This window comes from Brevibacterium sp. MGP-B1, assembly GCF_057766545.1.
Window position 1 is genome coordinate 3,182,555 of sequence record NZ_CM173407.1, and the last position, 25,178, is coordinate 3,207,732.

The 25,178-nt window shown below is 65.6% G+C and carries 22 protein-coding genes; 6 read left to right on the forward strand and 16 right to left on the reverse strand.

Annotated features, from left to right (window positions below; translation table 11 throughout):
* Nucleotides 1–11: 11 nt before the first annotated feature.
* Together AC3CD9_RS14500 and dcd are read right to left on the reverse strand one after the other, a co-directional pair.
* On the reverse strand, nt 12–1,196 hold the full coding sequence (locus AC3CD9_RS14500) for a hypothetical protein (protein ID WP_488364614.1): 1,185 nt from the start codon (nt 1,194–1,196) through the stop codon (nt 12–14).
* Nucleotides 1,193–1,771 carry a dCTP deaminase gene (gene dcd / locus AC3CD9_RS14505; protein WP_488364615.1) on the reverse strand — a complete coding sequence of 193 codons (579 nt, stop codon included), beginning with the start codon at nt 1,769–1,771 and terminating at the stop codon, nt 1,193–1,195. The genes AC3CD9_RS14500 and dcd overlap by 4 nt, the downstream gene beginning before the upstream one ends.
* Before the next feature lie 313 nt (nt 1,772–2,084).
* Between dcd and AC3CD9_RS14510 the strand changes: the two genes are divergently transcribed.
* From AC3CD9_RS14510 to AC3CD9_RS14520, 3 genes are all read left to right on the forward strand, one after another.
* On the forward strand, nt 2,085–3,596 hold the full coding sequence (locus AC3CD9_RS14510) for an LPXTG cell wall anchor domain-containing protein (RefSeq protein ID WP_488364616.1): 1,512 nt from the start codon (nt 2,085–2,087) through the stop codon (nt 3,594–3,596).
* Nucleotides 3,597–3,602: 6 nt separating this feature from the next.
* Nucleotides 3,603–4,679 carry an ABC transporter gene (locus AC3CD9_RS14515; protein WP_488364617.1) on the forward strand — a complete coding sequence of 359 codons (1,077 nt, stop codon included), beginning with the start codon at nt 3,603–3,605 and terminating at the stop codon, nt 4,677–4,679.
* A gap of 63 nt (nt 4,680–4,742) precedes the next feature.
* On the forward strand, nt 4,743–5,702 hold the full coding sequence (locus AC3CD9_RS14520) for a hypothetical protein (RefSeq protein WP_488364618.1): 960 nt from the start codon (nt 4,743–4,745) through the stop codon (nt 5,700–5,702).
* Nucleotides 5,703–5,870: 168 nt separating this feature from the next.
* Here the strand turns inward: AC3CD9_RS14520 and AC3CD9_RS14525 are convergent, their stop codons facing one another.
* The 4 genes from AC3CD9_RS14525 to AC3CD9_RS14540 form a co-directional block, all read right to left on the reverse strand.
* A complete protein-coding gene (locus AC3CD9_RS14525) occupies nt 5,871–7,880 on the reverse strand; it encodes an NHL domain-containing thioredoxin family protein (protein WP_488364619.1) in 2,010 nt (669 codons plus the stop codon).
* Nucleotides 7,881–8,058: 178 nt separating this feature from the next.
* Nucleotides 8,059–8,868, reverse strand: a complete 810-nt coding sequence (locus AC3CD9_RS14530; protein WP_488364621.1) for a heme ABC transporter ATP-binding protein — start codon at nt 8,866–8,868, stop codon at nt 8,059–8,061.
* Nucleotides 8,862–9,857, reverse strand: coding sequence for a FecCD family ABC transporter permease (locus AC3CD9_RS14535; protein WP_488364623.1), 996 nt, complete (start codon nt 9,855–9,857; stop codon nt 8,862–8,864). Before AC3CD9_RS14535 ends, AC3CD9_RS14530 begins: the two co-directional genes overlap by 7 nt.
* 113 nt (nt 9,858–9,970) lie before the next feature.
* A complete protein-coding gene (locus tag AC3CD9_RS14540) occupies nt 9,971–11,005 on the reverse strand; it encodes an ABC transporter substrate-binding protein (protein ID WP_488364624.1) in 1,035 nt (344 codons plus the stop codon).
* A gap of 259 nt (nt 11,006–11,264) precedes the next feature.
* Between AC3CD9_RS14540 and AC3CD9_RS14545 the strand changes: the two genes are divergently transcribed.
* The gene (locus AC3CD9_RS14545; protein ID WP_488364626.1) at nt 11,265–12,587 is read left to right on the forward strand and encodes an alpha/beta hydrolase-fold protein; all 1,323 of its coding nucleotides are present in this window, start codon (nt 11,265–11,267) and stop codon (nt 12,585–12,587) included.
* Between the two features lie 150 nt (nt 12,588–12,737).
* Here AC3CD9_RS14545 and AC3CD9_RS14550 read toward each other — a convergent pair whose 3' ends face one another.
* Both AC3CD9_RS14550 and mmsB read right to left on the reverse strand, forming a co-directional pair.
* A complete protein-coding gene (locus AC3CD9_RS14550; protein WP_488364627.1) occupies nt 12,738–13,475 on the reverse strand; it encodes a YggS family pyridoxal phosphate-dependent enzyme in 738 nt (245 codons plus the stop codon).
* Nucleotides 13,476–13,759: 284 nt separating this feature from the next.
* Nucleotides 13,760–14,665, reverse strand: coding sequence for a 3-hydroxyisobutyrate dehydrogenase (mmsB, locus tag AC3CD9_RS14555; RefSeq protein ID WP_488364628.1), 906 nt, complete (start codon nt 14,663–14,665; stop codon nt 13,760–13,762).
* Between the two features lie 140 nt (nt 14,666–14,805).
* Here mmsB and AC3CD9_RS14560 point away from each other — a divergent pair, with 140 nt between their 5' ends.
* Nucleotides 14,806–15,681, forward strand: a complete 876-nt coding sequence (locus AC3CD9_RS14560) for a LysR family transcriptional regulator (RefSeq protein WP_488364630.1) — start codon at nt 14,806–14,808, stop codon at nt 15,679–15,681.
* A 95-nt stretch (nt 15,682–15,776) separates the two neighbouring features.
* Here the strand turns inward: AC3CD9_RS14560 and AC3CD9_RS14565 are convergent, their stop codons facing one another.
* The 7 genes from AC3CD9_RS14565 to rpmB all read right to left on the reverse strand — a co-directional run bounded on the left by AC3CD9_RS14565 (nt 15,777) and on the right by rpmB (nt 21,886).
* A complete protein-coding gene (locus AC3CD9_RS14565) occupies nt 15,777–16,523 on the reverse strand; it encodes a 3-hydroxybutyrate dehydrogenase (RefSeq protein WP_488367562.1) in 747 nt (248 codons plus the stop codon).
* Between the two features lie 199 nt (nt 16,524–16,722).
* The gene (locus AC3CD9_RS14570; RefSeq protein WP_488364631.1) at nt 16,723–18,081 is read right to left on the reverse strand and encodes an MFS transporter; all 1,359 of its coding nucleotides are present in this window, start codon (nt 18,079–18,081) and stop codon (nt 16,723–16,725) included.
* A 437-nt stretch (nt 18,082–18,518) separates the two neighbouring features.
* On the reverse strand, nt 18,519–20,576 hold the full coding sequence (locus AC3CD9_RS14575; protein WP_488364634.1) for a bifunctional copper resistance protein CopD/cytochrome c oxidase assembly protein: 2,058 nt from the start codon (nt 20,574–20,576) through the stop codon (nt 18,519–18,521).
* 237 nt (nt 20,577–20,813) lie between these two features.
* Nucleotides 20,814–21,101: an HU family DNA-binding protein gene (locus tag AC3CD9_RS14580; RefSeq protein WP_025779153.1), complete on the reverse strand. Its 288-nt coding sequence runs from the start codon at nt 21,099–21,101 to the stop codon at nt 20,814–20,816.
* Between the two features lie 69 nt (nt 21,102–21,170).
* The gene (gene rpsN, locus AC3CD9_RS14585) at nt 21,171–21,476 is read right to left on the reverse strand and encodes a 30S ribosomal protein S14 (protein ID WP_025779151.1); all 306 of its coding nucleotides are present in this window, start codon (nt 21,474–21,476) and stop codon (nt 21,171–21,173) included.
* A 6-nt stretch (nt 21,477–21,482) separates the two neighbouring features.
* On the reverse strand, nt 21,483–21,650 hold the full coding sequence (gene rpmG / locus AC3CD9_RS14590) for a 50S ribosomal protein L33 (protein ID WP_039211931.1): 168 nt from the start codon (nt 21,648–21,650) through the stop codon (nt 21,483–21,485).
* The gene (gene rpmB / locus AC3CD9_RS14595) at nt 21,650–21,886 is read right to left on the reverse strand and encodes a 50S ribosomal protein L28 (protein WP_025779147.1); all 237 of its coding nucleotides are present in this window, start codon (nt 21,884–21,886) and stop codon (nt 21,650–21,652) included. The genes rpmG and rpmB overlap by 1 nt, the downstream gene beginning before the upstream one ends.
* 608 nt (nt 21,887–22,494) lie before the next feature.
* On the opposite strand from rpmB, the gene AC3CD9_RS14600 reads away from it, so the two are divergent.
* On the forward strand, nt 22,495–23,454 hold the full coding sequence (locus tag AC3CD9_RS14600; protein ID WP_488364636.1) for a protein kinase: 960 nt from the start codon (nt 22,495–22,497) through the stop codon (nt 23,452–23,454).
* A gap of 257 nt (nt 23,455–23,711) precedes the next feature.
* Here AC3CD9_RS14600 and AC3CD9_RS14605 read toward each other — a convergent pair whose 3' ends face one another.
* Nucleotides 23,712–25,163 (reverse strand): dihydrolipoamide acetyltransferase family protein, encoded by a 1,452-nt coding sequence (locus tag AC3CD9_RS14605; protein WP_488364637.1) that lies wholly within the window; start codon nt 25,161–25,163, stop codon nt 23,712–23,714.
* Nucleotides 25,164–25,178 lie beyond the last annotated feature (15 nt).

The following is a 25,178-nucleotide window of genomic DNA, read 5'->3' on the forward strand; positions in this document are numbered from 1 at the left end:
CCGACGGCTCGTCACGCACGCAGCTGTCTGCTGGTCACGAGGAAGCCGTTCTCGTCGAGTCCGATGCCGTCCGAGCCGACGAGGAGCTCGGCTCCGATGGCGTCGGTCAGTTCGGCCACCCGACCGCGCATCCGTCGGAAGCGGCGCCCCTGGTTCGGCTGATAGCGCTTCGACTCGGCGTCCATCCAGTGCACGTGGTATTCGATCTGCGGGGCGTCGGTGTGGGCGGCGACGATCGGCGGAACCCACTCGGCTTCCATCACGCGGATCTCGAGGCTGCCGGCGGATTCATCGATCTCGCCGAGCGGGACGAGCAGGGCATAGCCGTCGAGGATGACCGGGGCGGAAGGGTCGAAGAGCGGATCGTCGATGCTCGCTTGGGCCAGCACATCCTCGTCGGGGGTGGGCAGGGCCTGCTGGAAGGCGTGCGGGGCATGGCGGCGGACGAAGTCGAGCGCGACCGACGGCTCCATCCAGTACGAGGAGTAGATGTAGAGGTCGACCTTCGCCTCCGGGTCGGGGATGATCACCCGCGTCGGCAGTCCGGGTTCGTCGGCCAGACGCACGCCCGTGTGGAGGCGGGAGGCGACGGAGAGAATGAGGCTGAGCATCCGCTCCTCCTCCCGGTCCGGCATTCCGCTGGGAAAGGCCTCGTGGAGTCCGTCGGCATCGGCGAACCAGTCCGGCGGCGGGCTCGGCTGCCGATCCCGGGGGCAGTCGATGACGATGGCATGACGAGCCCAGTCGGGGACTTCGAGCGCGGCGGCATCGGCCGGGTCGAGGGCAGCCCCGGAGCTCAGTCGGGAGTGCCGACTCAGGCGCAGCTGCCCGTGCTCGTCGAGCACGGGGCGCAGATCGGGCAGCTTGTTGTGGATGAGCGCGAGCACGTCGGAGACCTCGACCGCATCGTCGAGGAGGATGAGGTGGAAACCGCGCAGATCCGCCGAGGTGGCCGTGTCCTCGGGCGCGGACGTGTCACCGCCGTATCCGGGCCGTCCCGTCGACGGCATCCCGGTCCGCCGCCGGCTCGCGGCCTGAGCGTCGGAGGCAGGGGGCACGGGGGCGGAGGCGTCTGTCGGGGCAGAGGCATCCGTCGCTTCGGCGTCGGGGACCTGGTAGCGCGCGGCGTCGGCCTGTTCCCGGGCGGCGAGTTCAGCGGCTTCGCGTTGCAGCCGCAGTTCGCGGCGGGTGATCACATGTCCCTCCGATAGAAATTGAGGTGCGAACGGGAAGCGGTCGGGCCGCGCTGGCCCTGGTAGCGGTTGCCCGTGGCTTGGGAACCGTAGGGGTTCTCCGCCGCCGAGCTGAGTCGGAAGAAGCAGAGCTGGCCGATCTTCATCCCCGGCCACAGCGTGATCGGCAGCGTCGCGACGTTCGACAGCTCCAGGGTGACGTGGCCACTGAAGCCGGGGTCGATGAATCCGGCGGTCGAGTGGGTCAGGAGACCGAGACGCCCGAGGGAGGACTTGCCCTCGAGCCGGGCCGCGACATCGACGGGCAGAGTCACGAGCTCATGAGTGGATGCGAGGACGAACTCCCCCGGGTGGAGGACGAAGGGCTCCCCCGGAGCGGCTTCGACGAAACGGGTGAGCTCGGGCTGCTCGAGGCTCGGGTCGATGACCGCGTACTTGTGGTTGTCGAAGAGCCGGAAGCAGCGGTCGAGACACACGTCGACGCTGGCCGGCTGGATCAGCGACGGGTCGTAGGGGTCGAGGGCGATGCGTCCGGAGTCGAGCTCGGCGCGGATGTCGCGGTCGGAAAGGAGAGTCACGCTTCCGATGGTAGTCGTTGCGAGCCCCGTACGCTCGAGCGTTCTCTTCTCCTCCCTCCACCGAACCATGGGGTCGAGCACGCAGAATCGGTCGGCAAAGTCCACCGACACGCCGAAACTATGTCACAAAACGGTAACGATTTTCGGGAATTCTCCTGATTTTTACCCGTGTGTCTCCCCATAGCGGCGGATGAATGCTTTAGGGTAATGAGCTGTACGGACCCGCGCACGATGGTGCCTTCCCCTTCTTAAGCCAAGGAATGCCGGGAGTCCATCGTCTTTCGTGGGTAGACAACAATCGAAAGGCATTACTGTGAAGACCTCGCGTCTTGTGCTTGCCCCCGCAGTAGCCGTTGCATTGACAGGTCTTGCTGGCGCCCCGGCGTTCGCAGCGACAGAGTCCACCGCTTCGGTCCCTCAGCAACCGCTGTGCGCCCAGGGTGATCAGCAGTCATCGAGCAGCTCCGAATCGGATTCCTCGGTTCCCGACGAGTCGGATCCGCAGGCGACCCTTGCGCAGGCGCAGGTGACCCGCGCCGACATCGCTGACGACAAAAAGGGAATCGGCTTCTCCGGCACCGGATTCAGCCCGGACCAGAAGGCCACGGTGACCGTCGTCGGCACCGATGGCACCGAATACTCGCCGGACAAGAAGCTCACGGTCGACGAAGACGGAAAGGTCTCCGGCACCTACTTCTTCACCGTCACCGATGGTGCCAAGGTGCCCGTCGGCGAGTACTCGCTCTACCTCACCGATCTCAAGTCCGAGAAGAAGTCCTCGAAGGTGACCTTCGAGGTCGTCTCCAAGGCCTCCGAGGTCGACGAACCGGGCAAGGGCGACGACGATAAGTGCGACTCGGCCACCGGTCCCATCAAGACTCCGGACGAGACTCCCAGCGAAACGAAGTCCCCGGAGCCCTCCGAGACGAAGACCGAGGAACCCACCACCGAGGCGCCCAAGCCTTCGGAGACGAAGACCGAGGATCCGACCACGAAGGCTCCCGAGCCGACGGAGACCAAGACCGAGGAGCCCACTACCGAGGCGCCGAAGCCGAGCCCGTCGGAGACGAAGACCGAAGAGCCCACCACCGAGGCACCGAAGCCGAGCCCGTCGGAGACCGACAAGGCCGAGGACAAGGACGACAAGGCTCCTGCCGACGGTGTGAAGCCGGGACCCGCCGAGGGTCCGAAGGACGAAGCGCCGAAGTCCGACGAGCCCAAGGTCGATGAGACCGACGGTGCCGAAGACGACAAGAAGGCCGAGGACGAGGCTCCCGAGTCCACCGGTCCGGCCAGCCCCGGCACCGAGGACAAGAAGCCTGCCGCAGCCGCACAGGCGTCCATGTTCATCAACCCCACCGAGGTCAGCTCCGAGGACTTCCTGAACGACGGCATCAAGATCGGCGTCAGCGGGGCTCAGCCCGGCGAGAAGGTCTCGATCACGGTCGAGCATGCCCAGGGCAAGGTCGACCGCTACACGATGTCCAAGGAAGCCGATTCCGACGGCAAGGTCACGTTCGGTGTCCAGGCCAAGGTCAAGGCCGTGCTCGGCACCTACAACGTGCGTGCCCAGGCCGAGAGCTTCGATGAGCCCCAGGGCGGAAGCTTCACCGTGCTCACCAACGGCACCGCCGTCGACGAAGGCGGAAACGGGGCCGGGGCTGGGAACGGCAGCGGCTCGAACGATTCGGGCAGCGACCTGCCGCGCACCGGTGCCGAGATGACCGGACTGGCACTCGGTGTCGGTCTGCTCGCAGTCGGCGCAGCAGCTGTCATCATCACCCGTCGGCGGATGAACGCCTCCGACGATCCCGCGGAGTTCTAAGCCGCGTTGAACGATGAATTGTCCCTCGCGGGGCTGCAGCTCGACGGACGCGAGATCGACCTCGGACGTCTGCGAGCAGGGACAATGCTCGGACTCATGGGCAGCCCGGACAGCACCACCTCGGTGGTGCTGTCCGCGGCGGCCCTGCCCCACGTCGCACCACCACCACGCTTCCCGACCGGTCGCCGGTCGGGTCGCTTGCGTGTGCGCAGCTGGATGAAGAGCTATCTTCGCGAAGCCGATGCCGGATCTGGGGAGGCGGCATCGGCAGCGGATCCATCGGCTGCATTGACATCATTCGGACTGCGTCCCGATGTTCTGCGCAGTCGTCTCGACGACCTCGACACGACCGATCGTGCCCGCCTCGCCCTGGCCGCGGCCTGGGCGAGCGGCGCGAAGTGGCTAGCTCTCATCGACCCGTTCGGTTCGGTCCCCGGCCACCTGCGCACCGGGCTGCGGGGTCGCTTCGCCGAACTCGTCGCCCAAGAGGGCCGCGGTGTCGTCTTCAGCTCGAATTCGCTGACCGACCACACCATCGCCGAGGCGGGGGTGGCCGATATCGAAAAGGACCAACTCGTCGCGCTCGGCTCCTTGGAGCAGATCGTCACCGAACCGCGCGGTTCGCTGCCGGCCGAGCTCAGCGGCGTCAATGTCTATTCCGGGCTGGCCCGGAAGGGGTGGCTGTCCATCGGCCATTCTGCCGTGCGCGCCCGCACCGAACTCGACGGGAAGGTGTTCGTCACCCTCGGGTGGCGTGCCGCCCTCCTGTCACTGGACGAACACGACCCGGCGTTCACCTCGGCGACGGTGTTCGAAGCCATCGTCACGGGACTGCGCGATCGCGGTTCCTGTCTGCAGGCGAAGCTCTCACCGGTCGACACGGAGATGGGCCTCGCGCTCGACGTCGACCTCGCCGACCTCGCCGGAGTGCCGAAAGCGCAGCCGGATCCGAGCATCGGATTCGGGGTCCTGCACCCGGGACTCGGCGCGACGATCTCCGAACTGCGCACCAACGTCAAGGTCGGCACTCATGTCTTCGTCGAGGTCGACACCTCTGCCCTGCATGCCTACCCGGTCGAGTGAACCGCGGCAGATAGACTGAGACCTGCCCAGTCCCCTCAAGTACCCAACCGAATCAGGAGCGCCATGCGAACGTCGCGCAGACTTCTGATCTCAGCGCTGACGGTCGTCGTCCTCACAGTGGCAGCGGTCCCCCTCCTCAACGTCACCGTCTACACGCCCGCGCGAGCCGCCGAATCCTATATCTCGGCGATCGAACGCGGTGATGCGCAGAGTGCCTTCTCCTACCTGTCCACGCCGACTCCGACATCGACCTTGGCGCTCAGTGACGAGGTGCTCTCCGCGGCTCCCGACCTGCCGCGCGAGCCCGAGGCCGAGACCGTTTCCGTCGACGGCGATCACGCGAAGGTCAGCCTCAGCTACAACCTGTCCTCGCGGGAGCAGACCGTCGATCTCAACATGGTCCGCCTGCCTGCCAGCGCGGGACTCTTCAACCGCTGGGCCATCGAACAGGAAGAATGGCCGACCTTGACCCTGGACGTCTCCGGTTCGTCGACGGCGACGGTCAACGGATACGGGGTCAGCACGGGGAGTGTGCCCGTGCTGTTCCCGGCGAGCTACCTCGTCGGTTTCGATGCGACGTATCTGAAGTCGCGATCCCAACGCACCGAGGTGACCGCCCCCGGCGACTCCCCCACCGTGAAGCTCTCGCCCGAGCCCACGGCCAAGCTCGAGCAGACCGTGGAGGAGCAGGTCACCGACCATCTGCAGGACTGCATGAAGTCGAAGACGCTCATGCCGGCCGGCTGCGTCTTCGGCTACGACACGGACAACGAGATCATCGGCGATGTCTCCTGGTCGCTCGAGCGCAGTCCGCAGATCGGGCTGACCTCGTCCGGCAGCGATCTCGAACTCACTCCCTCGACGGTCGAGGTGCGGGTCAAGGGACGCTACCGGGACATCGTCACCGCCGCCGAACACGACTTCGACGAGAAGCTCTCCTTCGTCCTCGGCGGCTCGGTGGTCGTCAAGTCCTCGCAAGTGAGCTTCGAACCGCGCCGTCTCGGCGACGTCACCATCGCCTGAGCGGGCTCTCCTCCAGCAATTTGCCCCGCCACAGTGATTGTTGGGTCGATCCACGGCGTTCAGGGCGACGAAACCACCGTGGATCGACCCAACAAGCTGCGTGCATGGGCGATTCTGCGACTACCGTCCGCCTGATCGACAGCGGCCCTCGCTCCGGTGGCCGAGCGCTCAGGCGCCGCGGAGGTCGAGGGTGAGTGCGTTCGGAGCCGAATCCACGAGCTCGACGGGGATGCCCCAGTCCTGCTGGTAGAGGTGGCAGGCCGCGTGCAGAGGGATCTCTCCCCCGGGCTCACCGTCGCAGGCAGCAGCACGCGCTGTCACGTGCAGCACTCCCTCGGTGAACTCGGGATTGATGACGATATCTCTGCTGAGCCCCTCGGCTCCGCCTTCTCCTGAGGAGATGAGTTCCGGCGGCGTCGCAGACACCTGCAGGAACGTTGGATCACCCCACCGGTCGTCGAGCTTCTGACCAGCTGGGACAGTGAAACTCACGGTCAGCGACACCGGACCGGAGGCGATCTCCGTCGAAGGGCGCTTCGTCGTCAATGCGCCTTCGTCGACCTTCTGGGCGTCCTTGGGCAGCTTCACCCGGGTGAGTGCGTGTGCGGCGGACTCGACGACGATGAGTTCGGCGTCATCGGGGGTGCCTTCGTTGTCGATGAGGACGATGTCCGAGGGTTCGCGCAGGCCGCGCGCCAGGGTCGTGACTTCCTCGGTCCTCGGGTCGAAGCGGCGGATCGCACCGTTGTAGGTGTCGGCGATCGCGACCGACCCGTCAGGCAGGCTGCGCACTCCCAGCGGGTGCTGCAGGCGGGCTTCGGCGGCCGGTCCGTCGCGGAAGCCGAAGTCGAAGAGTCCGACGCCCACCAGCGAGGACACCTCACCGGTGGCGGGGTCGAGGCGGCGGATCGCCGAGGTCTCGGAGTCGGCGACGAACACCTCGCCCGCTGACCCGAGGTCGAGACCGGAGGATTGGGCGAACCAAGCTGACTCGCCGTCCCCGTCGACCAGGCCCTCGTTCATCGTGCCCGAGAGGATGCGGATCGTGCCGTCCTTCGGGTCGAAAGACCAGATGGTGTGGTTGCCTGCCATCGCCACGACCACCTCGGCGGTGGAGGGGACGAAGAGGACATCCCACGGCGACGACAGCTTCACGTCTACCGCGGGTCCGTCGTAGCGTCCCAGCTCACCGCGCTTGCCGCGGACGTTGTCGATGGCGCCGACCATGTGCTGTTCACCGGTGCCGGCGATGGTCGTGACCGTCTCGTTCGTCAGGTCGATCCCGCGCAGGGTGTGGTTGACGGTGTCGGCGACGACGAGGTCGTAGCCGACTTCAGCCGCCAGACCGGCGGGCAGCACGGTGATTCCGCCGGGTTCGCTGAAGCTCGCCGAGGCGAAGTCGCCGTCGTCCGCGCCGCGCTCACCGGTGCCGATACGGCGGATGATCGTGGCCGCATCGTCGTCGTATTCGACGAGGCTGTGGTGTCCGGAATCGGCGACGATGAGGTGGCCCGAGGGCAGCCGGGTGGCCTTTCCGGGGTAGAACAGGTCTGTCTCCGGGGCCGGCGGCGGAACGTAGGGCCCGTCGCCGGAGTGAAGGGTGCCTTTGGCCGAGTGCTCCTCGATGAGGCCCTCGATGATCTCGGTGAGACCGGCCGCGTGGCCTTCACCGGACATGGTCGATACAAGGTAGCCCTCGGGGTCGATGACGGCCAACGTCGGCCAGGCGCGGGCGGTGTAGGCCTGCCAGGTGACGAGGTCGGGGTCGTCGAGGACGAGGTGCTCGACCTGGTACCGTTCCACGGCCTGGTCGACGGCTTCGACGGTGCGTTCGAACTCGAATTTCGGCGAGTGCACGCCGATGATGACGAGCTCTTGTGCGTACTTCTCCTCCAACGGGCGCAGTTCGTCGAGGACGTGGAGGCAGTTGATGCAGCAGAAGGTCCAGAAGTCGAGGAGAACGACCTTTCCGCGCAGGTCGGCCAGGGTCAGATCCTTGCCGCCGGAGTTCATCCATCGGCGGCCGACGAGTTCGGGCGCACGGACCTTGACGTCCCGTGTCGAAGCCGTGCGCGTCGAGGTCCCGGGTGTCGAACCTGAGAGTGCGCCCGTCGCCGAGGCGGCCGCCGAGGCAGCGGAGGGAGCGGGGACGGTGGATTCTTCCGGGCTGGTGTTCATGCCTCAATGATCGCAGATCCTGGAGCCTTGCGGCCGGGCCGGTGTCATGATGTGACCGGCACCTCGCCCCGGCTGTCACACCGGGAGCCGGTGGGCGGCCGTTGTACGTGGCGCCGGTGGACTGTCGTTGTACGTGGCGCCCAGCGGGCGCTGGGAGCGGGCGGTCGTGCAGATGCCGTCACACGGGGATGAGGATCGGGTGGTCGATTCCGTCGGGCTGCACACGGTGCACGGGCTGCCCGTAGACCTCCTCGACGAGTGATTCCGTCAGTGCCTCACCCGGCCGGTCGTCGGCGACGACCCTCCCGTCTCCGAACACGAGGACGCGGTCGGAGTACCGCAGGGCGAGGTTGAGGTCGTGGAGGACGACGACGACGGTTGCCCCGTCACCGCGCACGCGGCGAACCGTTCTCAAGAGCGATTCCTGATGCCTGAGGTCGAGGGCGGCTGTGGGTTCGTCGAGGAAGACGATCGGGGTGGTCTGCACCTTCGTCCGCGCAAAGGACACCCGTGCGGCCTCGCCGCCGGAGAGCGTCGTGATGTCACGGCGCTCGAAGCCGCCCAGATCGGCGTCGGCGATCGCCTCGGCGACGAGTTCGGCATCATGGTCGGTGTCGAGGTCCCAGGGCAGGCGCCCCATGTGCACGGCTTCGTCGACGCTGAAGGCGAAGTTCGAGCTGTTGTGCTGGAGCATCACCGACCGGATGCGAGCCAGCGGTCCGGATTTCCACTCCCCCGCCTCGGTGCCGGCGATCTCCACCGACCCTCGTGTCGGGGTCACGTCCCCGGCCAACAGCGAGAGCATCGTCGATTTGCCGGCGCCGTTGGGCCCGACGAGGGCGACGACCTCACCTCCGTGCAGGTCGAAGGACACCCCGGAGACGAGCTCGCGGCCGTCGACGGCGAAGGTGACGTCACGGGCCCGGACCACCGCCTCGGCGGGAGTCGGTCCGGTCTCAGCCGTGCTCTCGGGTATCAATCTCACCATGAACTCTTCCTCATCCGCACGACCAGGAACAGGAAGAAGGGCGCCCCGACGGCGGCCGTGAAGAGCCCGATCGGAACCTCGGAGGGCGGGGCCACGACTCGGGAGGCGCAGTCGGCCGCGACGATGAGGATCGCGCCGGCGATCGCCGAGATCGGCAGAAGACCGCGATGACCGGGGCCGACGACGATGCGCACGATGTGCGGGACGACGAGTCCGACGAAGCCGATGGCGCCGGCGAAGGCCACGGCCGCACCGGTCAGCAGCGCGGTGGCGATGATGATGGTCAGTCGGCTGCGCTTGACGTTGAGGCCGAGGTGCTGAGCTTCGCGCTCACCGAGGGTGAGGACATCGAGGGTGCGCGCGTTGCACAGCACGATGACGAGACCGGCGACGAAGACCGGCAGGGTCGCCCAGAACTGCGGCCAGATCACCTTCGCCAGCGACCCCATCTGCCAGAACGTCAGGGTCTGGAGCTGCTGATCGTCGGCGATGAAGGTGAAGAATCCCGTCAGTGCCTGACACCCGGACCCGACCGCGATGCCGACGAGCAGCATCCGCGAGGTGCCGGTGTTCCGCCCAGGGCGGGCGAGGACGTAGATGAGGCCGGTCACCGCCAGTCCCGCGAGGAAGGCACCCAGCGGCAGAAGCCAGGTGACGCTGCCGCCGGCGAGCACGATGACGCCGACAGCACCGGCCGAGGCCCCGCCGCTGACGCCGATGATGCCCGGATCGGCCAAGGGGTTGTTGAACAGACTCTGCAGCGCCGCTCCGGAGATCGCGAGCGCGGCTCCCACGAGCACGCCCATGAGGACGCGGGGAATGCGCAGCTGCCACACGACGGATACGTCGCGCTGGCTCAGCCCGGCTCCGTCGCCCATTCCCAGCTGTGCCCCGACGATGCGGGTGACCTCGCCGAGCGGGATCCGCAGCGGCCCGACCGAGGCCGAGACGACCATGAGCAGGGCGAGGGCCGCGAGTCCGATGACCACGCAGGTCAGCAGCGGGAGCCTCCTGACACTGTGCCGTCTCTCCGCCTTCGCGGCAGCACTGCTGGTCGCCGGTGCCGGCACTGGCGTCCGGGTATGGTTGAGAACCTTCGATGTCACGAGAGCTGCGCGACCGCCTCGGCGAGGGCCTGCGCGCCGACGCCGATCTCAGGACTCGAGTACTTCAGCTGAGCGTCGGGCATGACGAAGATCGACGAGTTCTGGCCGGCGGGTGTCTGGTCGAGCGTCGGGAACGCCTTCCACAGGCCGTCTTCGCCGCCCCACTTCTCGTAGTCCGATTCGGCCATGACGATGACGTCCGGCGCCGAGGCGACGATGCCCTCGTTGCTGAACTCGCGAGAGTACCCGCGCAGCTTGGATTCAGCACCCACGCTCGTGTAACCGAGCCTTTCGATCATCTCGTTGCCGGGGGTTCCGGTGCCGGCGACGGCATTCTGACCGCCCGCACCGGTGGCCGTGACCTCGATGATCGAGAGATCCTTCGTCCCGGTCTCCTCGGCGGTCTTCGCCGCATCGGCGAGCTGGTCGTCGACCGTCTTCGCGAGCTCCTCTCCGGCCTCCTTCGCACCGACGTAGGAGGCGACGGCCTTGAGCTTGTCGCCCTGCGACTGCTGGTCGTCCATGACGACCGCGTCGGTCCCGGCGTCCCGGAACTGCTTGGCCACGTTACCGTGACGTTTGACGTTGTCGCCGATGAACAGCGAGCCGTCCATCGCCAGCAGACCCTCGACGCCGGTGCTCTTGCTGAACTCGAAGTGTTCCGGGGCGTCCTTGGCTTCGGGCGAGACGGCGTCCTCGGGGGCGGCCGCGATCTTGTCGGCCAGGCCCAGCGCACCCAGCGTCGAGGCGACGCCGTCACCGGCGACGATGATCTTGTCGATGTCCTTGACCTCGACGTCGGTGCCCGTGCCGTCTTCGACCGTGACGGGCAGCTTCGGCTTCGCCTCGATCGCGGAGAAGTCGCTCTTTCCCGAGATCTGCTTCCAGCCTTCCGGAAGCGGCACGGAGAGCTCGGAGCCCGAGCCCTGGTCGGCAGCGGAGTCATCCGCAGCTCCAGAGGACGGCCCTCCGCATCCTCCGACGAGTGCCAAGGCGCAGGCGGCTCCGATGAACGGCAGGACTTTTCTCATTGCTCTCCTTGAGGCGGTGCGGCGGCCGAAGGGGTTTCGGCCCGAGTCAACGTGGCGTTCGAGGTCGGCGGGCCGGAATTCCCTCCGACTGATTGGTAAGCCTAACCTAATCGTTTAGACTAGCAAGGCTGACAGTCGGCTTGTCCAATTGACTTGCCCGACTGTCCGATATGCGATATTCCTCCCCCATGGTGGGGCGCAGTTCCTCGCTGCGAGACGAGGCCCGTCGCCTCACCAGCCGACCTGCAAGGATCACGACGTGCGCTTCATCGACATCCTGGATGACTTCTCCGCTTCTGCCGCCGAGGAGCCCGGCAGTGCGGGCGAACGTCGGTTCTGGAATGAGATCGCCATGCGGGGCACACCGCTGACCGATCCGTGCGTCTCCGATCCTGCTCTGTGTGATGTCACGTTCCTCTATCGGTCCACCGACGCGCAGGTCCGCAGCGTCCGGCTCGTGGCGAACCGGGTCACGGACAAGGATCGGCAGGCAGCGGGCATCATGTCCCGAGTCCCAGGCACCGGCATCTGGGGTGTGACGCTGCGCCCGCCGGCCGACCTACGCTGCTCGTACGGCTTCAGTCCCTCACATGAGGAGATCGCCCCGCCGCTGGGCGGTCCGGGTCGGCCGGGGCCTCCTGTGCTCATCGACCCGTTCAATCCAGACCCTCCGCTCACCCGACCGGATCAGACAGGTCCCGGTGAGGGCTCATCGGTGTTCTCCGGACCGCTCGCCCCCGATCACAGCATGTGGCGGCTCGTCGGAACGCGAGTCGCGTCCGCTTCGAGGGACGCTGTCAAGGTCACTCCCGCCGAGGAAGGTGGGTCCCGCCTCGGCGAGGATCCCGGGGTACATATCGCTGCGCCGACCCTCATGGTCTCGGCCGACCGTGAGATCGGCGGCGGGACGTACCCGGTGCGGGTGTCGCTACCGGCCTCCCCAGCGGTCGGAGTCCTCGTGCTCTTCGACGGCCGACAGTGGTTCGACCACCTCGGCGTCGAACGGGCCGTGGAGGCCGCCGGACTTCCCGGACTCATCATCATCGGCATCGGCACATACACGACGGCCGAGCGGATACACACTCTGGCCGGCAACGAACAGTTCCTTCGCAGCGTCACCGCAGACCTCGTTCCCGAAATCGAAGCCGAAGCGGCAGTGTGGGGCTCTGCGCTGCCGTCGGTTGCCGTTCGGATCATCGGCGGGCAGAGCCTCGGCGGCCTTGCGGCCCTGCACATGGCTCAGACGTGCCCGGACGCTTTCGATGCGGTGCTCGCCCACTCCCCCTCGCTGTGGTGGAGCCCCGGTGGGACCGCGACTCCAGCGGATCTGGCGAGCATCGACGGGGACGATTGGACCACCAGGCGGTTTCTAGAGCCAGGTGCGGGGGCGGGCGCGCGGGAGTTCCATCTCGCCGTGGGTCGCCGGGAGGGACTCATGGTCGACCGTGCCCGCCGACTGTCCGAGGTGCTCGATGGCCGCGGGTACTCCACCTCACTGTCGGTCTACGAAGGCGGGCACGACTTCGCCTGCTGGCGCGGAGCGCTCATCGACGGGCTGCGGAGAGTGTTCGCGCAGGATTGATACGCGGCAGAGACTCAGGGTCGGCTCCTCGCAGGTGCGCGTGTCATAGGTGTCCGTGCCTCGGGCGGAGGCGTCGCCGACGGGCGTACGCGGCTCAGGCTATGGGGGCTCAGGAGTAGTCGCGGGCAGGGGTGCTTCGGCGTCTGCTGCTCAGGAGTAGTCGCGGGCGCCGAAGATGCTCGAACCGACGCGGACGATCGTCGCTCCTTCGTCGATGGCGAGTTCGAAGTCGTTGCTCATTCCCATCGACAGCCCGGTCGCCTCGGCGGGCATGACCCCGGACCCGCGCAGCTTCTCGCTGAGTTCGCGCAGGTCGGAATAGCTGGGCCGGATCTCTTCGGGGCTGCTGCCGGGCAGGCCGATCGTCATGAGTCCGCGCAGCCGCATCCGGCTGAACTCCCTGGTAGCGGCGATGAGCTCCTCAGCGTCTTCGGGCGCGACACCGAACTTCGAGTCCTCGCGAGAGGTGTTGACCTGGATGAAGTAATCGACGGTCTCGTCGAGGACGTCGAGGCGGTTGTTGATCTTCTCGGCCAGCGGGAGGTTGTCGACGGACTGGATGCAGTGAGCGTGCCGCAGGGTGTGGTTGACCTTGTTCTTCTGAAGGGGTCCGATGAGGTGGGTCTCGGGATTGAGGTCGGCGAGAGCCTCGGCCTTGCCGGTGATCTCCTGCACCTTGTTCTCGCCGATGAGGGTGAATCCGTGTTCGAGGGCTACGCGGATCTTCTCCGCCGGCTGCGTCTTCGTGGCCAGCAGCACCCTCACATCGTCTCCGCGGCGACCGCTGGATTCGGCGGCGGCGCGGGCACGGTCGGCCACCTCGTCGAGGTTGCCGGTGATGGCTGCGATGTCGTCGGCAGACAGTGAGGGGGAATCAGGCGTACTCATGTCTCCAGTCTTGCATGAGCCGCGCGAAGTTTCAGGTCGCCGAGGATGCCCGGACTGCTGTGTTTCGCGCTACGTATGGGGACGGAGTCGGCCCCACCTCTGTGCCGGGGACCGAATCCGGTCCACCGGGCCGGGAACATTGCCGGGCTCTCCAGCCTGGAAACGAAATGCGGACGATCCGGGTCGAAATCATCGTGATTCCTCGACCTGGATCGTCCGCAGCTCGGCGCTGCCGTGGTCGGCGGGCTGTGCTTGCTCCAACCGCGCCGGCGTCGATTCAGTGCTTACTTCGGCAGACCCTCGGCGTTCGGGTCGATGTTCTTGATCAGCGCGGAGGTGTCGAGTCCGCCGAGGTCTTCATCAATGAGCTTCTGCAGCTGTGCATGGACGAGGGTGGCCGCCGGGAGGTCGACACCCTGGGTCTCGGCTCCGGCGAGGGCCAGGCCGACGTCCTTGTGCATGAGCGCGGTGGCGAAGCCGGGCTTGAACTCGTTGTTCGCGGCGGCCGTGGTGGTCACGCCGGGCACCGGATACCAGGTCCGCAGCGGCCAGGAGTCACCGGAGGACACCTTTGCAATATCGTGGAAGACCTTCGGATCGAGGCCGAAGCGATCGGCCAGCACAGCGCCTTCGACGACACCCTGAAGGCTGATCGAGAGCATCATGTTGTTGACGATCTTCGCGGCCTGACCTGCGGCGTCACCGCCGGCGTGGAAGATGTTCCCGGCCATTGCCTCGATGACGGGTCGGGCCTCTTCGACATCCGCGTCGGCGCCGCCGAGCATGAAGGTCAGGGTGCCGGCCTCGGCACCGGTGACTCCGCCGGAGACGGGACCGTCGATGAGGCGGAAGCCCGCCTTCTTCGCCTCGGAATGGAGGAGGCGGGCCGAATCGAAGTCGATCGTCGAGGAATCGATGAGGAGGGTCTTCTGGTCCGCGTTGGCCAGGACTCCGTCGGGCTCGAGGTAAGCGGTGCGAGCGTGCTCACCCTTGGGCAGCATCGTGAAGACGATATCGGCACCGGCGACCGCCTCGGCGATGGAATTCACGGGGTTCACCCCGTTCTTCGCGGCTGCGTCCACGGCCTCGGGGACGAGATCGAAACCATTGACGGTGTGACCGGCCTTGACCAGGTTCGCAGTCATCGGGCGGCCCATGTTTCCCAGGCCAACCCATCCAATCGTCGACATAATATGCCTCCTCGCATCATGTTCAGCAACTCTTACGTGTTCCCTCTCACAGTACGCCAGTCGATCGCTGGAAGCCCGGCGGGGAGCCTCACCTCTTCCGCACCGGTTATGTGCGCGTACGCAGATAGAATGGGGCCACTATGGCTTCCTATGCACCTGGCAATTCCGGTCCGCAGATCGCCCCCGAGGATCTGCTGACTCTGCTCGCCGTCGCCCGGCTGGGGAAGTTCACGGCCGCGGCACACAGCCTCGGCCTCAACCACACGACCGTGTCCAGGCGCATCGCCGCGCTCGAGAAGGCATACGGAGATCGAGTGCTCGTGGCCTCCCCGGACGGGTGGGAGCTCAGCGCCGCCGGACGTCAGCTGCTGCCGATCGCCGAGGACATCGAGGCCGCTCTGGGGCGCATCGATGCGCATTCGAACTCTGCTCTGTCCGGAACGATCCGGCTGGCGTGCCCGCAGGCCTTCGCCCTTGAGTACGCCGTTCCGGCGCTTACCGAACTGCAGGGGCAGCACCCGGGACTGCAGATCGAACTGATCACCGCTACGCAGCGGGCCCGGCAGTATCGGTCGGGTGTCGATATCGAGATCGTCGTCGGACGTCCGGATGCTCCGCGCTCGATCGCCAAGCACATCCGCGACTACCGGCTGCAGCTCTATGCTTCGCAGGATTACATCGCCTCGCATCCGATGCCGCAGACGCTGGATGATCTGGCCGACCACCGGATGGTCTACTACATCGAGAATTCGCTGCGGGTCGATGATCTCGACGAGGCGGCCGACGCACTTCCGCGCGGGAAGGGATTCTTCCGGTCGACTTCGGTGCATGCACATGTGCTCGCGACCTCGCACGGGGCCGGGATCGGCATCCTGCCCGACTTCCTCGCCCACGGAAACTCCCGCTTGGTGCAGGTGCTGCCGGAGCTGTTCTCCAAGCAGGTGTCGTATTGGGCCTCGGTCCGCCACGAGTCCCTGCGCAACGCCGGAGTCCGCAAAGTCCTAGAATCCCTCTAATTGCTACCTGACGGCGGCCCAGCAACCTCGCGCGAGGTTGCTGGGCCGCCGTCAGGTAGTTCTGGGAGGGGGGGGGGAGCGAGCTGCGGGATAGTTCAGGCGGCCACCCAGCCGCCGTCGATGCTGTGAGCGCTGCCGTTGATGACCGCGGCATGGTCCCCGGCCAGGAAGGTCGCGATGGCCGCGACGTCCTCGGGTTCGGCGAGCTTGGGCACTGCTGAATGGCCGAGGAAGACCTGCTCGAGGACCTCGTCCTCGCTGATGCCGTGAGTCTTCGCCTGATCGGCGATCTGTCCCTTGACCAGTGGCGTGAGCACGTAGCCGGGATTGATCGCATTGCACGTCACTCCGTGCGGACCGGCCTCGAGCGCGGTCGTCTTCGTCAGTCCCATGAGACCGTGCTTGGCCGCGACGTAGGCGGACTTGTTCACCGAGGCACGCAGACCATGGACGGAGGAGAGGTTGATGATGCGCCCCCAGCCGCGTTCGTACATCTTCGGCAGCACCGCCTTGGTGAGCACGAACGGCGCTTCGAGCATGAGCGTATTGATCAGCCGCCAGTCCTCGAGCGGAAATTCCGTGATCGGGTTGATCCGCTGGATGCCGGCGTTGTTGACGAGGATGTCGACGTCGAGGGCGGTGCCGTCCAGCGCCGAGGTGTCCGCCAGGTTGACTGCCCACGCTTCGCCGCCGATCTCGTCGGCAACGGCCTGTGCCGAGTCGGCGTCGACATCGGCGACGATGACGGAGGCTCCGGCCCGTGCGAACGACTGAGCGATCGCTTTTCCGAGCCCGGATGCTCCGCCTGTGACGAGGGCGCGTTTGCCGGTGAGGTCTCCCATGAGATGTGCCTTTCGTGGTTCGAGTCTGTGGTACTTATCCATCTTCCACCCTGCGGAGGCCGAGGATTCATCGAGGTGGGCGCCGAGGCGGCTGCCGAGAGTAGGTCGCACTCCGACCTGTGAGCTCGGCTCGGTGCCAGGCAAAGGGGCGGTGCCGATTTTCACCGACACCGCCCCGTCACCTGGTCACCATCCGGCCTCAGCTGGCCGTGGCGACTCCGCGGCGCACCTTGTCTGCATGGTCGAGCGAGCGCAGGTCGATCCCCTTGGTCTCGCGGGTGAACATGAGTGCGATGAACGAGATGATCGCAGCGGCCAGCAGGTAGAGCGCGATCGGCAACGAGGAGCCGAAGGCGTCGAGCAGTGCGGTGGCGATGATCGGCGCGAAGGATCCAGCGACGATGGCCGTCACCTGGTAGCCGGTCGAGACGCCCGAGTTGCGCATGCGGGTCGGGAACATCTCGGACATGATCGCCGGCTGGCCCGCGTACATCAGTGCGTGGAAGACGAGACCGATGAGGAGGGCGAGGAAGATCATGCCGGCACTGCCGGTGTCGTACATCGGGAAGGCGAAGAAGCCCCACGTCGCGGTCAGGATGATGCCCACGGCGTAGGGCATCTTGCGTCCGATCCGGTCGGTGGCGGCACCGACGAGCGGAACGAGGACTGCGTGGATCGCGTGGGCGCCGAGGAGGAGACCGAGGATCTCGGCGGATTCGATCTTCACCTGAGTGGCGAGGTAGGTGATCGAGAAGGTCACCACGAGGTAGTAGTGGATGTTCTCGACGAAGCGCAGGCCCATCGCGGCGAAGACCTCCCGCGGATAGCGCTTGAATACGGCCTTGATGCCGTAGTCGACGCCTTCTTCGATCTCCTCGGCCTGAACCTCGTCGAAGATCGGCGCATCGGAGACTCGGGTGCGAATGTAGTAGCCGATGAGGACGATGACGGCCGAGAGCCAAAACGAAATGCGCCAACCCCACGACAGGAAGTGCTCTTCGGTCAGCGTTGCCGTGAGGACGAAGAGAACCGCGGTGGCCAGCAGGTTGCCCAAGGGAACACCGGACTGCGGGAATGACGCCCAGAAGCCGCGCTCTTTGTTCGGAGCGTGCTCGGCCACGAGGAGGACAGCTCCGCCCCATTCGCCGCCGACCGCAAAGCCCTGGACCACGCGCAGCAGCACGAGCAGGATCGGAGCGAGGTAGCCGATCTGGCCGAAGGTCGGCAGACAGCCCATGAGGAACGTGGCCACACCGACGAGAACGATCGAGAGCTGCAGCAGCTTCTTGCGTCCGTACTTGTCGCCGAAGTGACCGAAGACGATTCCGCCGACGGGGCGGGCGATGAATCCGACTGCGTAGGTGGCGAAGCCGGCCAGGATCGGGGTCAGCGGATTGTCGGAAGGCGGGAACAGAATGTGATTGAACACCAGCGTGGCGGCCGAACCGTAGAGGAAGAACTCGTACCATTCGACGACCGTTCCGGCCATCGAGGCAGCGACGACCTTGCGCAGCTGAGCGCGGATCGACTTCCTCTCAGCATTGTTCTGAGAACTCATGGGACTCCTTCGTTTCCACAATCCGCGTCACCGTTGAATGCGCGAATCGGCTTGCTCCGGCGCCGACCGGCTGACAGTCCGGGCACTCAGACCGCATCGGCGCGGCCGGCGAACCCCTGCTTCAGCGCAGTGTTTCGGGCGCTTGGATATTTCTCATCCAAGGATCAGTGTGCGCCACGTTACGGAGTTTTTGGTAACGACCTGGCCATAATCCGAGAATTTCCGGTGCACATTCGTGCACAGCCGATGTGCAGCAGTCAGTTGTGACTGCTGCGAGCCGGCAAGGCCCTTTGCGGCGCGATTTGTCCCCTTCGCACCAGGCCAGCACCCTCGCGTCGAATCCCCACGCCAGCCACCGAGGCAACACCGCAGTCACCGCACCGAGACGGACTGACAGCACCACCGTCTCCGCACAGTCCAGACCGGCATCCGCGAACTCACCGCCGGCGCGGAGGCGCCTTCGCATCGCGTTCAGCCATCGAAGCGAGCATCGCATTGTAGGCGCGCAGCTCGGCGTCGTCGGTGCGGTCTTCGCTGCGGTCGATGCGCTTGGCCTCCCGGTCCGAGGACTTCGCCCATTGGACGCACACCATGATCGCGATGAACAGGGTCGGGAACTCGCCGATGCCCCACGCGATGGAACCTCCGAGCTGCTGGTCGTCGATCGCCGTGTAGCCCCATCCGGCGCCGACGTTGCCGAACCAGTCTCCGGCAATCAGCACGTTCGAACTCATGATCGAGATGCCGAAGAAGGCGTGGAAGGCCATCGTCACCAGCAGCATCACGAGCCGCATCGGGAAGACAGGGCGCTTGACGCCCGGATCGATGCCGATGAGGGCCTGGGCGAACAGGTATCCGGCGCCGAGGAAGTGCGCGATCATCAGTTCGTGCCCGATATGAGTATCGAGCGCGTAGTACATGATTCCCGAGTAGTAGAAGACGACCAGCGAACCCGCGAAGTTCACACTCGCCACGATCGGGTGCGCGAAGAAGCGCAGGTACGGAGTATGGACGAGCCAGAGCACCCATTCGCGCAGGCCGACGGACCCGTCCGTGCGCGCCTTCGTTCCGCGCATGAGCATCGTGATCGGTGCCCCGAGCACGAGCGGCAGGGGCACGACCATGACCAGGAGCATGTGCTCGATCATGTGCGCGGAGAACTGCACCTCGCCGTATACACGAGGTCCGCCCGAGGTGACGTAGACGAGGAAGACCATGCCCACCAGCCAGCTGATGAGGCGCAGCACCGGCCATTTGTCGCCTCGGCGGCGGAGGTTGATGAACGCCACGACGTAGGCGATCGAGGCACCCGCTGCGATCGCGATCCACAGCGGATCCATCGACCATTCGCTGAAGTAGCGGGACAGGTTCGGCTTCGGCGGCAGCGGATCACCGGTGAGGATCTCGGCCGGGGTGGGGTCGCCCACCGGCTCCTGCGGCACGGGCGGCTGCGACCGGGCCAAGGCCACGGCCAATCCCATCGTGACCCCGAAGATGATGAATTCGACGGTGATGAGGCGCCAGAATTCCACCGTCGCCGAGGCGGCTGTGCCCAAGCGTGAAATGACGAACTGACGGTGCCAGAATCCGATCAGACCGAGCAGGACCGTAGCGAACGCCTTTGCGAGGATGACCTGCCCGTATGTGGTCATGAGGTCATCGAAGCCCTGCACGCGCAGGAGCGAGTTGACGACTCCGGAGAAGACGATGAGGCCGAAGGCAATGAGGGCGATCGTCGAATACCGTTCGACGGTCGGCTTGAGGTTCTTCGAAGCGGCCAGACGGGTGCCCAACAGGGCGATGACGAAGAGTCCACCGAGCCAGAGGACCGCGCCGAGGATGTGCAGACCGAGGCTGTTGACGGCCTGCGTGTGCCCGGAGGCCTCTGCGGAGTGGCCCATCAGAGCCAAGGGGAGGATCACGGCGACGCTGAGCACTCCGGCGGCGGCGATGCCGATATGGGAGCGGGTGCCGAAGCACAGGGTCGAGGCGACAGCGATGAGGACGACGATGAGCACCCACAGCTGCCCGTAGGCGATCTGAGTGACGAACACGCCGAGTTGGTTCGAGAAGTCGAGATAGGCCTGGGCGCCCACAGTATCGACGAATGAGAAGACGAGTACGGCGACCGCGGACAGCGTCCACACGACCGAGGAGTATTCGGCGATCTGAATGGCCTTCGTCCACAGCGGGTCGAGAGGCACGTCGTCGTTCGTGGCCTTGCGCCGGCGGGCGCGACCTCCGGCCGTGCGCGGGAGGATGAGGACGGCGAACATGAGGGCGCCGACGGTCAGCGACATCGCAATATTGAAGACGAACTTCGCTGCGGGAAGACCGAAACGGACGACAGAGCCGGGGTCATTGAGCAGAGTCGGGTTAGCTGCTCCCGTGAAGAAGAGTGCGGCCAGACCGGCGATCACCCCGAGGAAGACGACGATGGGCACCGTGGCACGTTGCACGAACCGTGTGATCGGCTCGAAACCTGAAGAACTCACTGCGCGCGGACCGCCCCTTCTGACATGACCCAAGGATATCGTTCGGCGTCGCGCCACTGCCAACCGGGAGATCTCTTCGTGGTCGAGATCTCGGGGAGCCGCCTCGGCGAGGATGAATTCAGTCGTACGGGACGACGATCCTCCACATTCGAAGGCGGTCTGAGACGCTTGAAGACGCTCAGAGACAGCAAATGGCCCGGATCGTACGATCCGGGCCATTCGACGCTGCTGCGTTGATCAGTTCGGGCTGCCAGCGGCACCCTTCAGCTTCGAACCAGCGGACAGCTTCACGGAGTAGCCGGCCTTGATCTGGATCTCTTCACCGGTCTGCGGGTTGCGACCCTTGCGAGCGGCACGCTCGGTGCGCTCAACGGAGAGCCAGCCGGGGATGGTGAGCTTTTCGCCCTTGGCCACGACGTCGGAGAAGACATCGAAGACACCATCGAGCACGTCCGAGACCTGCTTCTGGGTCAGGCCGGACTTCTCGGCAACTTCTGCAACGAGCTCACTGCGGTTCTTAGCCATAAAAGTGTCCTCCTTAGGACAAGTCGGTAGGTCACCGGTCCGTTTTTCCGATGACGAACTTCCTCGAGATTACCAGCTCGACTTGGTAACGCCGGGCAACTCGCCGTTGTGTGCCATTTCGCGGAAGCGAACTCGCGAGAGTCCGAACTTCCGGAGGTAGCCACGCGGACGGCCATCCACCTGGTCGCGGTTGCGAACGCGAACCGGCGAAGCATCGCGGGGAAGCTTCTGCAGTGCGAGACGTGCTTCCTCGCGCTGCTCATCGGTGGAATCGGGGTGGGTCAGCTGACGCTTGAGAGTCGCGCGGCGCTCTGCATAGCGTTCAACGATGACGCGACGCTGCTTGTCTTTTGCGATCTTTGACTTCTTAGCCATGTGCGCTCAGCGCTCCTCTCGGAAATCGACGTGCTTGCGGACTACGGGATCGTACTTCTTGAGCACGATGCGGTCCGGGGTGTTGCGGCGGTTCTTGCGGGTCACGTAGGTGAACCCGGTGCCGGCCGTCGACTTGAGCTTGATGATGGGACGAACATCCTGTGCCTTAGCCATCAGAGCTTCACTCCCTTGGCGATGAGTTCGTTGACCACAGCGTCGATTCCGCGAGCGTCGATGACCTTGATGCCCTTAGCGGACAGGGTCAGCGTGACGTTGCGGCGCAGCGACGGAACGTAGTAGCGCTTTTTCTGAATGTTCGGGTTGAAGCGGCGCTTCGTGCGGCGCTTCGAGTGGGACACGTTGTGTCCGAAACCGGGGACTGCCCCGGTTACCTGGCAGGTTGCTGCCATGTCTCTCCTCCAGTTCACAAGTTACCGACTCTCGAAACAAGCCCCTGCGGGTTTGCGCTTGCGCGCTCTCTCCGCTTGCTTGCGCCGATGTCGGAAGACATCAACAAATTTTCTCGACTGTCACCGTGAAAATTGTGTACGCCAAAACAGGTCTGCCCGTTCGGGCGAGATGTCTCACCAGCGCTGAAGCCGTAGCCTGTGAGAGATGGCCGAAGCTGGAGTGCAGCGGTGGGTGAGCACCATGCGTGTCCTAGCAGATCGATCGGTGACCTGGCTGCTACGACACAACAAGAATCAATCTTACTGAGATGGCGGGTCTAAGGGCAAATTCATCCTGGTTTCTGCGGTGGGGTCTTCGTCACTGACGTCGCCCGCCTGGAGGGGCTTGTACGGTCGTCATCGATGCTCGGAGGGACCTTCGTCGATGCCCGGAGGGACTTTCGTCGAAGCCCGGAGCGACTTACACAGCTGGGGCCAAGCCAACTCGGTGAATTCCGCAGTAGGCTTTCGTCGGCAACGCGTCCTGTCGGCGATCCTGTTGAACGACTGCTCGACTCGTGCCAAGGTAAGTAGATGATTGCCACCACATCTGGCATTCAGGAGGACTGATGAGCGACGTTCCACAGAGGCCGCGAATTCGTCCGGCGACTAGCGACGACTGGCACAAGGGTTCTGGTGAATCCGCTGGTCAGACCCCGTCGTACGGGAATGATGCGGACCGTTCGTCTGCCGTTTTCGACAACTCGACCTACTACGAGTACCTCGAACGGCACACGGGGGAACAGTCGATCTCGAAAGCTCGCAGCGGCAATGTCTTCGCCCCTGCCGGACGTTCGCCCTTCGATGACGCTCACTCTGCCGGTCCCCACCAGCCTGTGAATTCTCAGCAGTCTCAGCGGCCTGCCGGCGGTGGTGCCGGCAATGGCGTCGGTGGCTCGGCACGGAATGGAACTCAGACTCCTCCTCCCCCACAATTTCCACCCACGGTCCAAAACGATTCTGCCTCGCGCAATGGTCTGAAGATCGCCGTCGTCATCATCGCCATCCTCATGGTTCTGGCCTTGGTGGGTTTCTTCGGCATCCGGTGGCTCGCGCCGTCCTCGGGAACAGTCCCCGTCGATGTCGGATCCAGTGAGCCGGCCAGCCCATCGCCCAGCCCCTCAGATGACCTAGTCCAACCGACGAAGAGTCCGGAAGACCAGCTCGACGCCTATACCGAAGAAGGCACCGAGAAAGCCGCTGACCTCGAAGGTGAGTGGGTGACTCAGGTGAGTGCGAAGAACGTCGGCCTCAAGGCCGACGGCAAGACATGGTCAGCGCAGGACATCCTCAACGAGTACGAGGCCAACAAGGTCAAATATCCGGGCGCTATCCTCATCCACAGCGGCGACTGGGCCTCGTACAAGGACGGCAGCTACTGGGTCACGGTCGTCGACACCGGCTACAGCAATCCGGAGCAGGCCCTCGACCAGTGCCGCTCGTGGGGTCTCGACCGCAACCACTGCATTGCCAAGCGACTCGTCAAAGACGGCAGCCCCAAGGACAACAGCGCCTACCTCGACCAATAGGGCGAACAGTCGGGCCGGCCCTGGCGCCGGCGAAACGCTCGAGCACCCCGCGCCCCTGCCAGGCCCAGTCCTTCCATCCGCTCACGGCCCCGTCTGAGTCAGCTAGCCCATATTTGAACATGTGCTGTCTGACTCGAACTGGGCCGCGACTATCCAAGAGAACAGAACGCCCCAGCCTCGCACTATGCGAAGCCGGGGCGTTCTAGCCTCGTTCAAGGCCCCTGTGGCGGCGAATAGCCGACATCAGGGTAAAGGCCTCAGGCCAACATCAGAGTCGGGTCCTCAAGACCCCGTCCGACGTCGGCGAGGAACTTCGAGATGATCTCGCCGTCGACGACACGATGGTCGGCGCTGACCGACAGCGTGGTGATCTCGCGCGGAACGATCTCGTCGCCCACCACCCACGGCTTCTTCCGGACCTGCCCGAACGCGAGGATCGCGGCCTCACCCGGATTGATGATCGGCGTACCGGCATCGACTCCGAAGACACCGACATTCGTGATCGTGATCGTGCCCTCGGCCTGATCGGCCGGCGGCGTCTTGCCCGACCGCGCCAGAGCGGTGAGATCCTGAATGCCCTGCGCCAGTTCGCCCAGACCCATGGCCTGCGCGTTCTTGATGTTCGGCACGATCAGTCCGCGCGGAGTGGCGGCCGCGATGCCGAGGTTGACGTACTTCTTCACGACGATCTCGTCACCGTCGAGGCACGAGTTGATCCGCGGATTGCGTCCCACGGCCCACGCCACCGCCTTGGCGACGATGAGCAGCGGTGAGACCTTGACGTCCTCGCCCAGGAACTTCGTCGACTTCAGTCGGCGGACCATCGCCATCGTCTCGGTGACGTCGACGTCGAGGAACTCGGTGACGTGCGGCATCGTGAATGCCGAATCGACCATGGCCTTGGCCATCATCTTCGTCACGCCCTTGAACGGGATACGCTCTTCGAGCGCTCCCTGATCACTCGCCGAGGCGGCCGCGGGTGCCGGCGCACCCGCCGTGGGAGCGGCGGTCTGGTTGGCGGCGGCGTGCACATCGTCGCGCGTGACGTCCCCACGGGGACCGGTCGGGGTCACCTGGGAGAGGTCGACGCCCAGGTCCTTCGCGAGCTTCCGCACGGGCGGCTTCGCCAGCGGCTTGCTCGGTGAAGCGGGAGCCGAAGCGGACTGCGACTGCTCTGCCGGAGCAGGTGCCGAAGCCGACTGTGCTTGAGCCGCCGGAGCTGTTGCGGGTGCAGGCGCGGCCGCCTCCGCAGCTGGGGCAGCCGACGCTGCGGGCGCGGCAGGAGCGACGCCAGCGGCGGGAGCGGGCACGGGAGCGCCCTTGCGCGGACGCCGCTTCGACGACGTCTCCTTCGCTCCATAACCGACGAGAGTGGCTCCGCCGTCGGCATCGCCTGAGGCGTCGACCGACTGCTCAGCCGAAGCGGAAGCCTGCGCATCAGCGGAGGCGGGGGCCGCCTCGGCGCCGGAATCGTCTCCGCCGAACCGAATGATCGGGGTGCCGACCTCGACGGTCTGCCCCTCGTCGACCAAGAGGGCACCGACGGTGCCGGCCTGCGGACTGGGCAGCTCGACGAGCGACTTCGCGGTCTCGATCTCGACGAGGATCTGGTTGACGGTGACAGTGTCGCCGGGGGCGACCTTCCACGCGACGATGTCGGCCTCGGTCAGGCCCTCACCGACGTCGGGAAGAGGAAATTCGAATGACATTCTTGACTCCCCTCG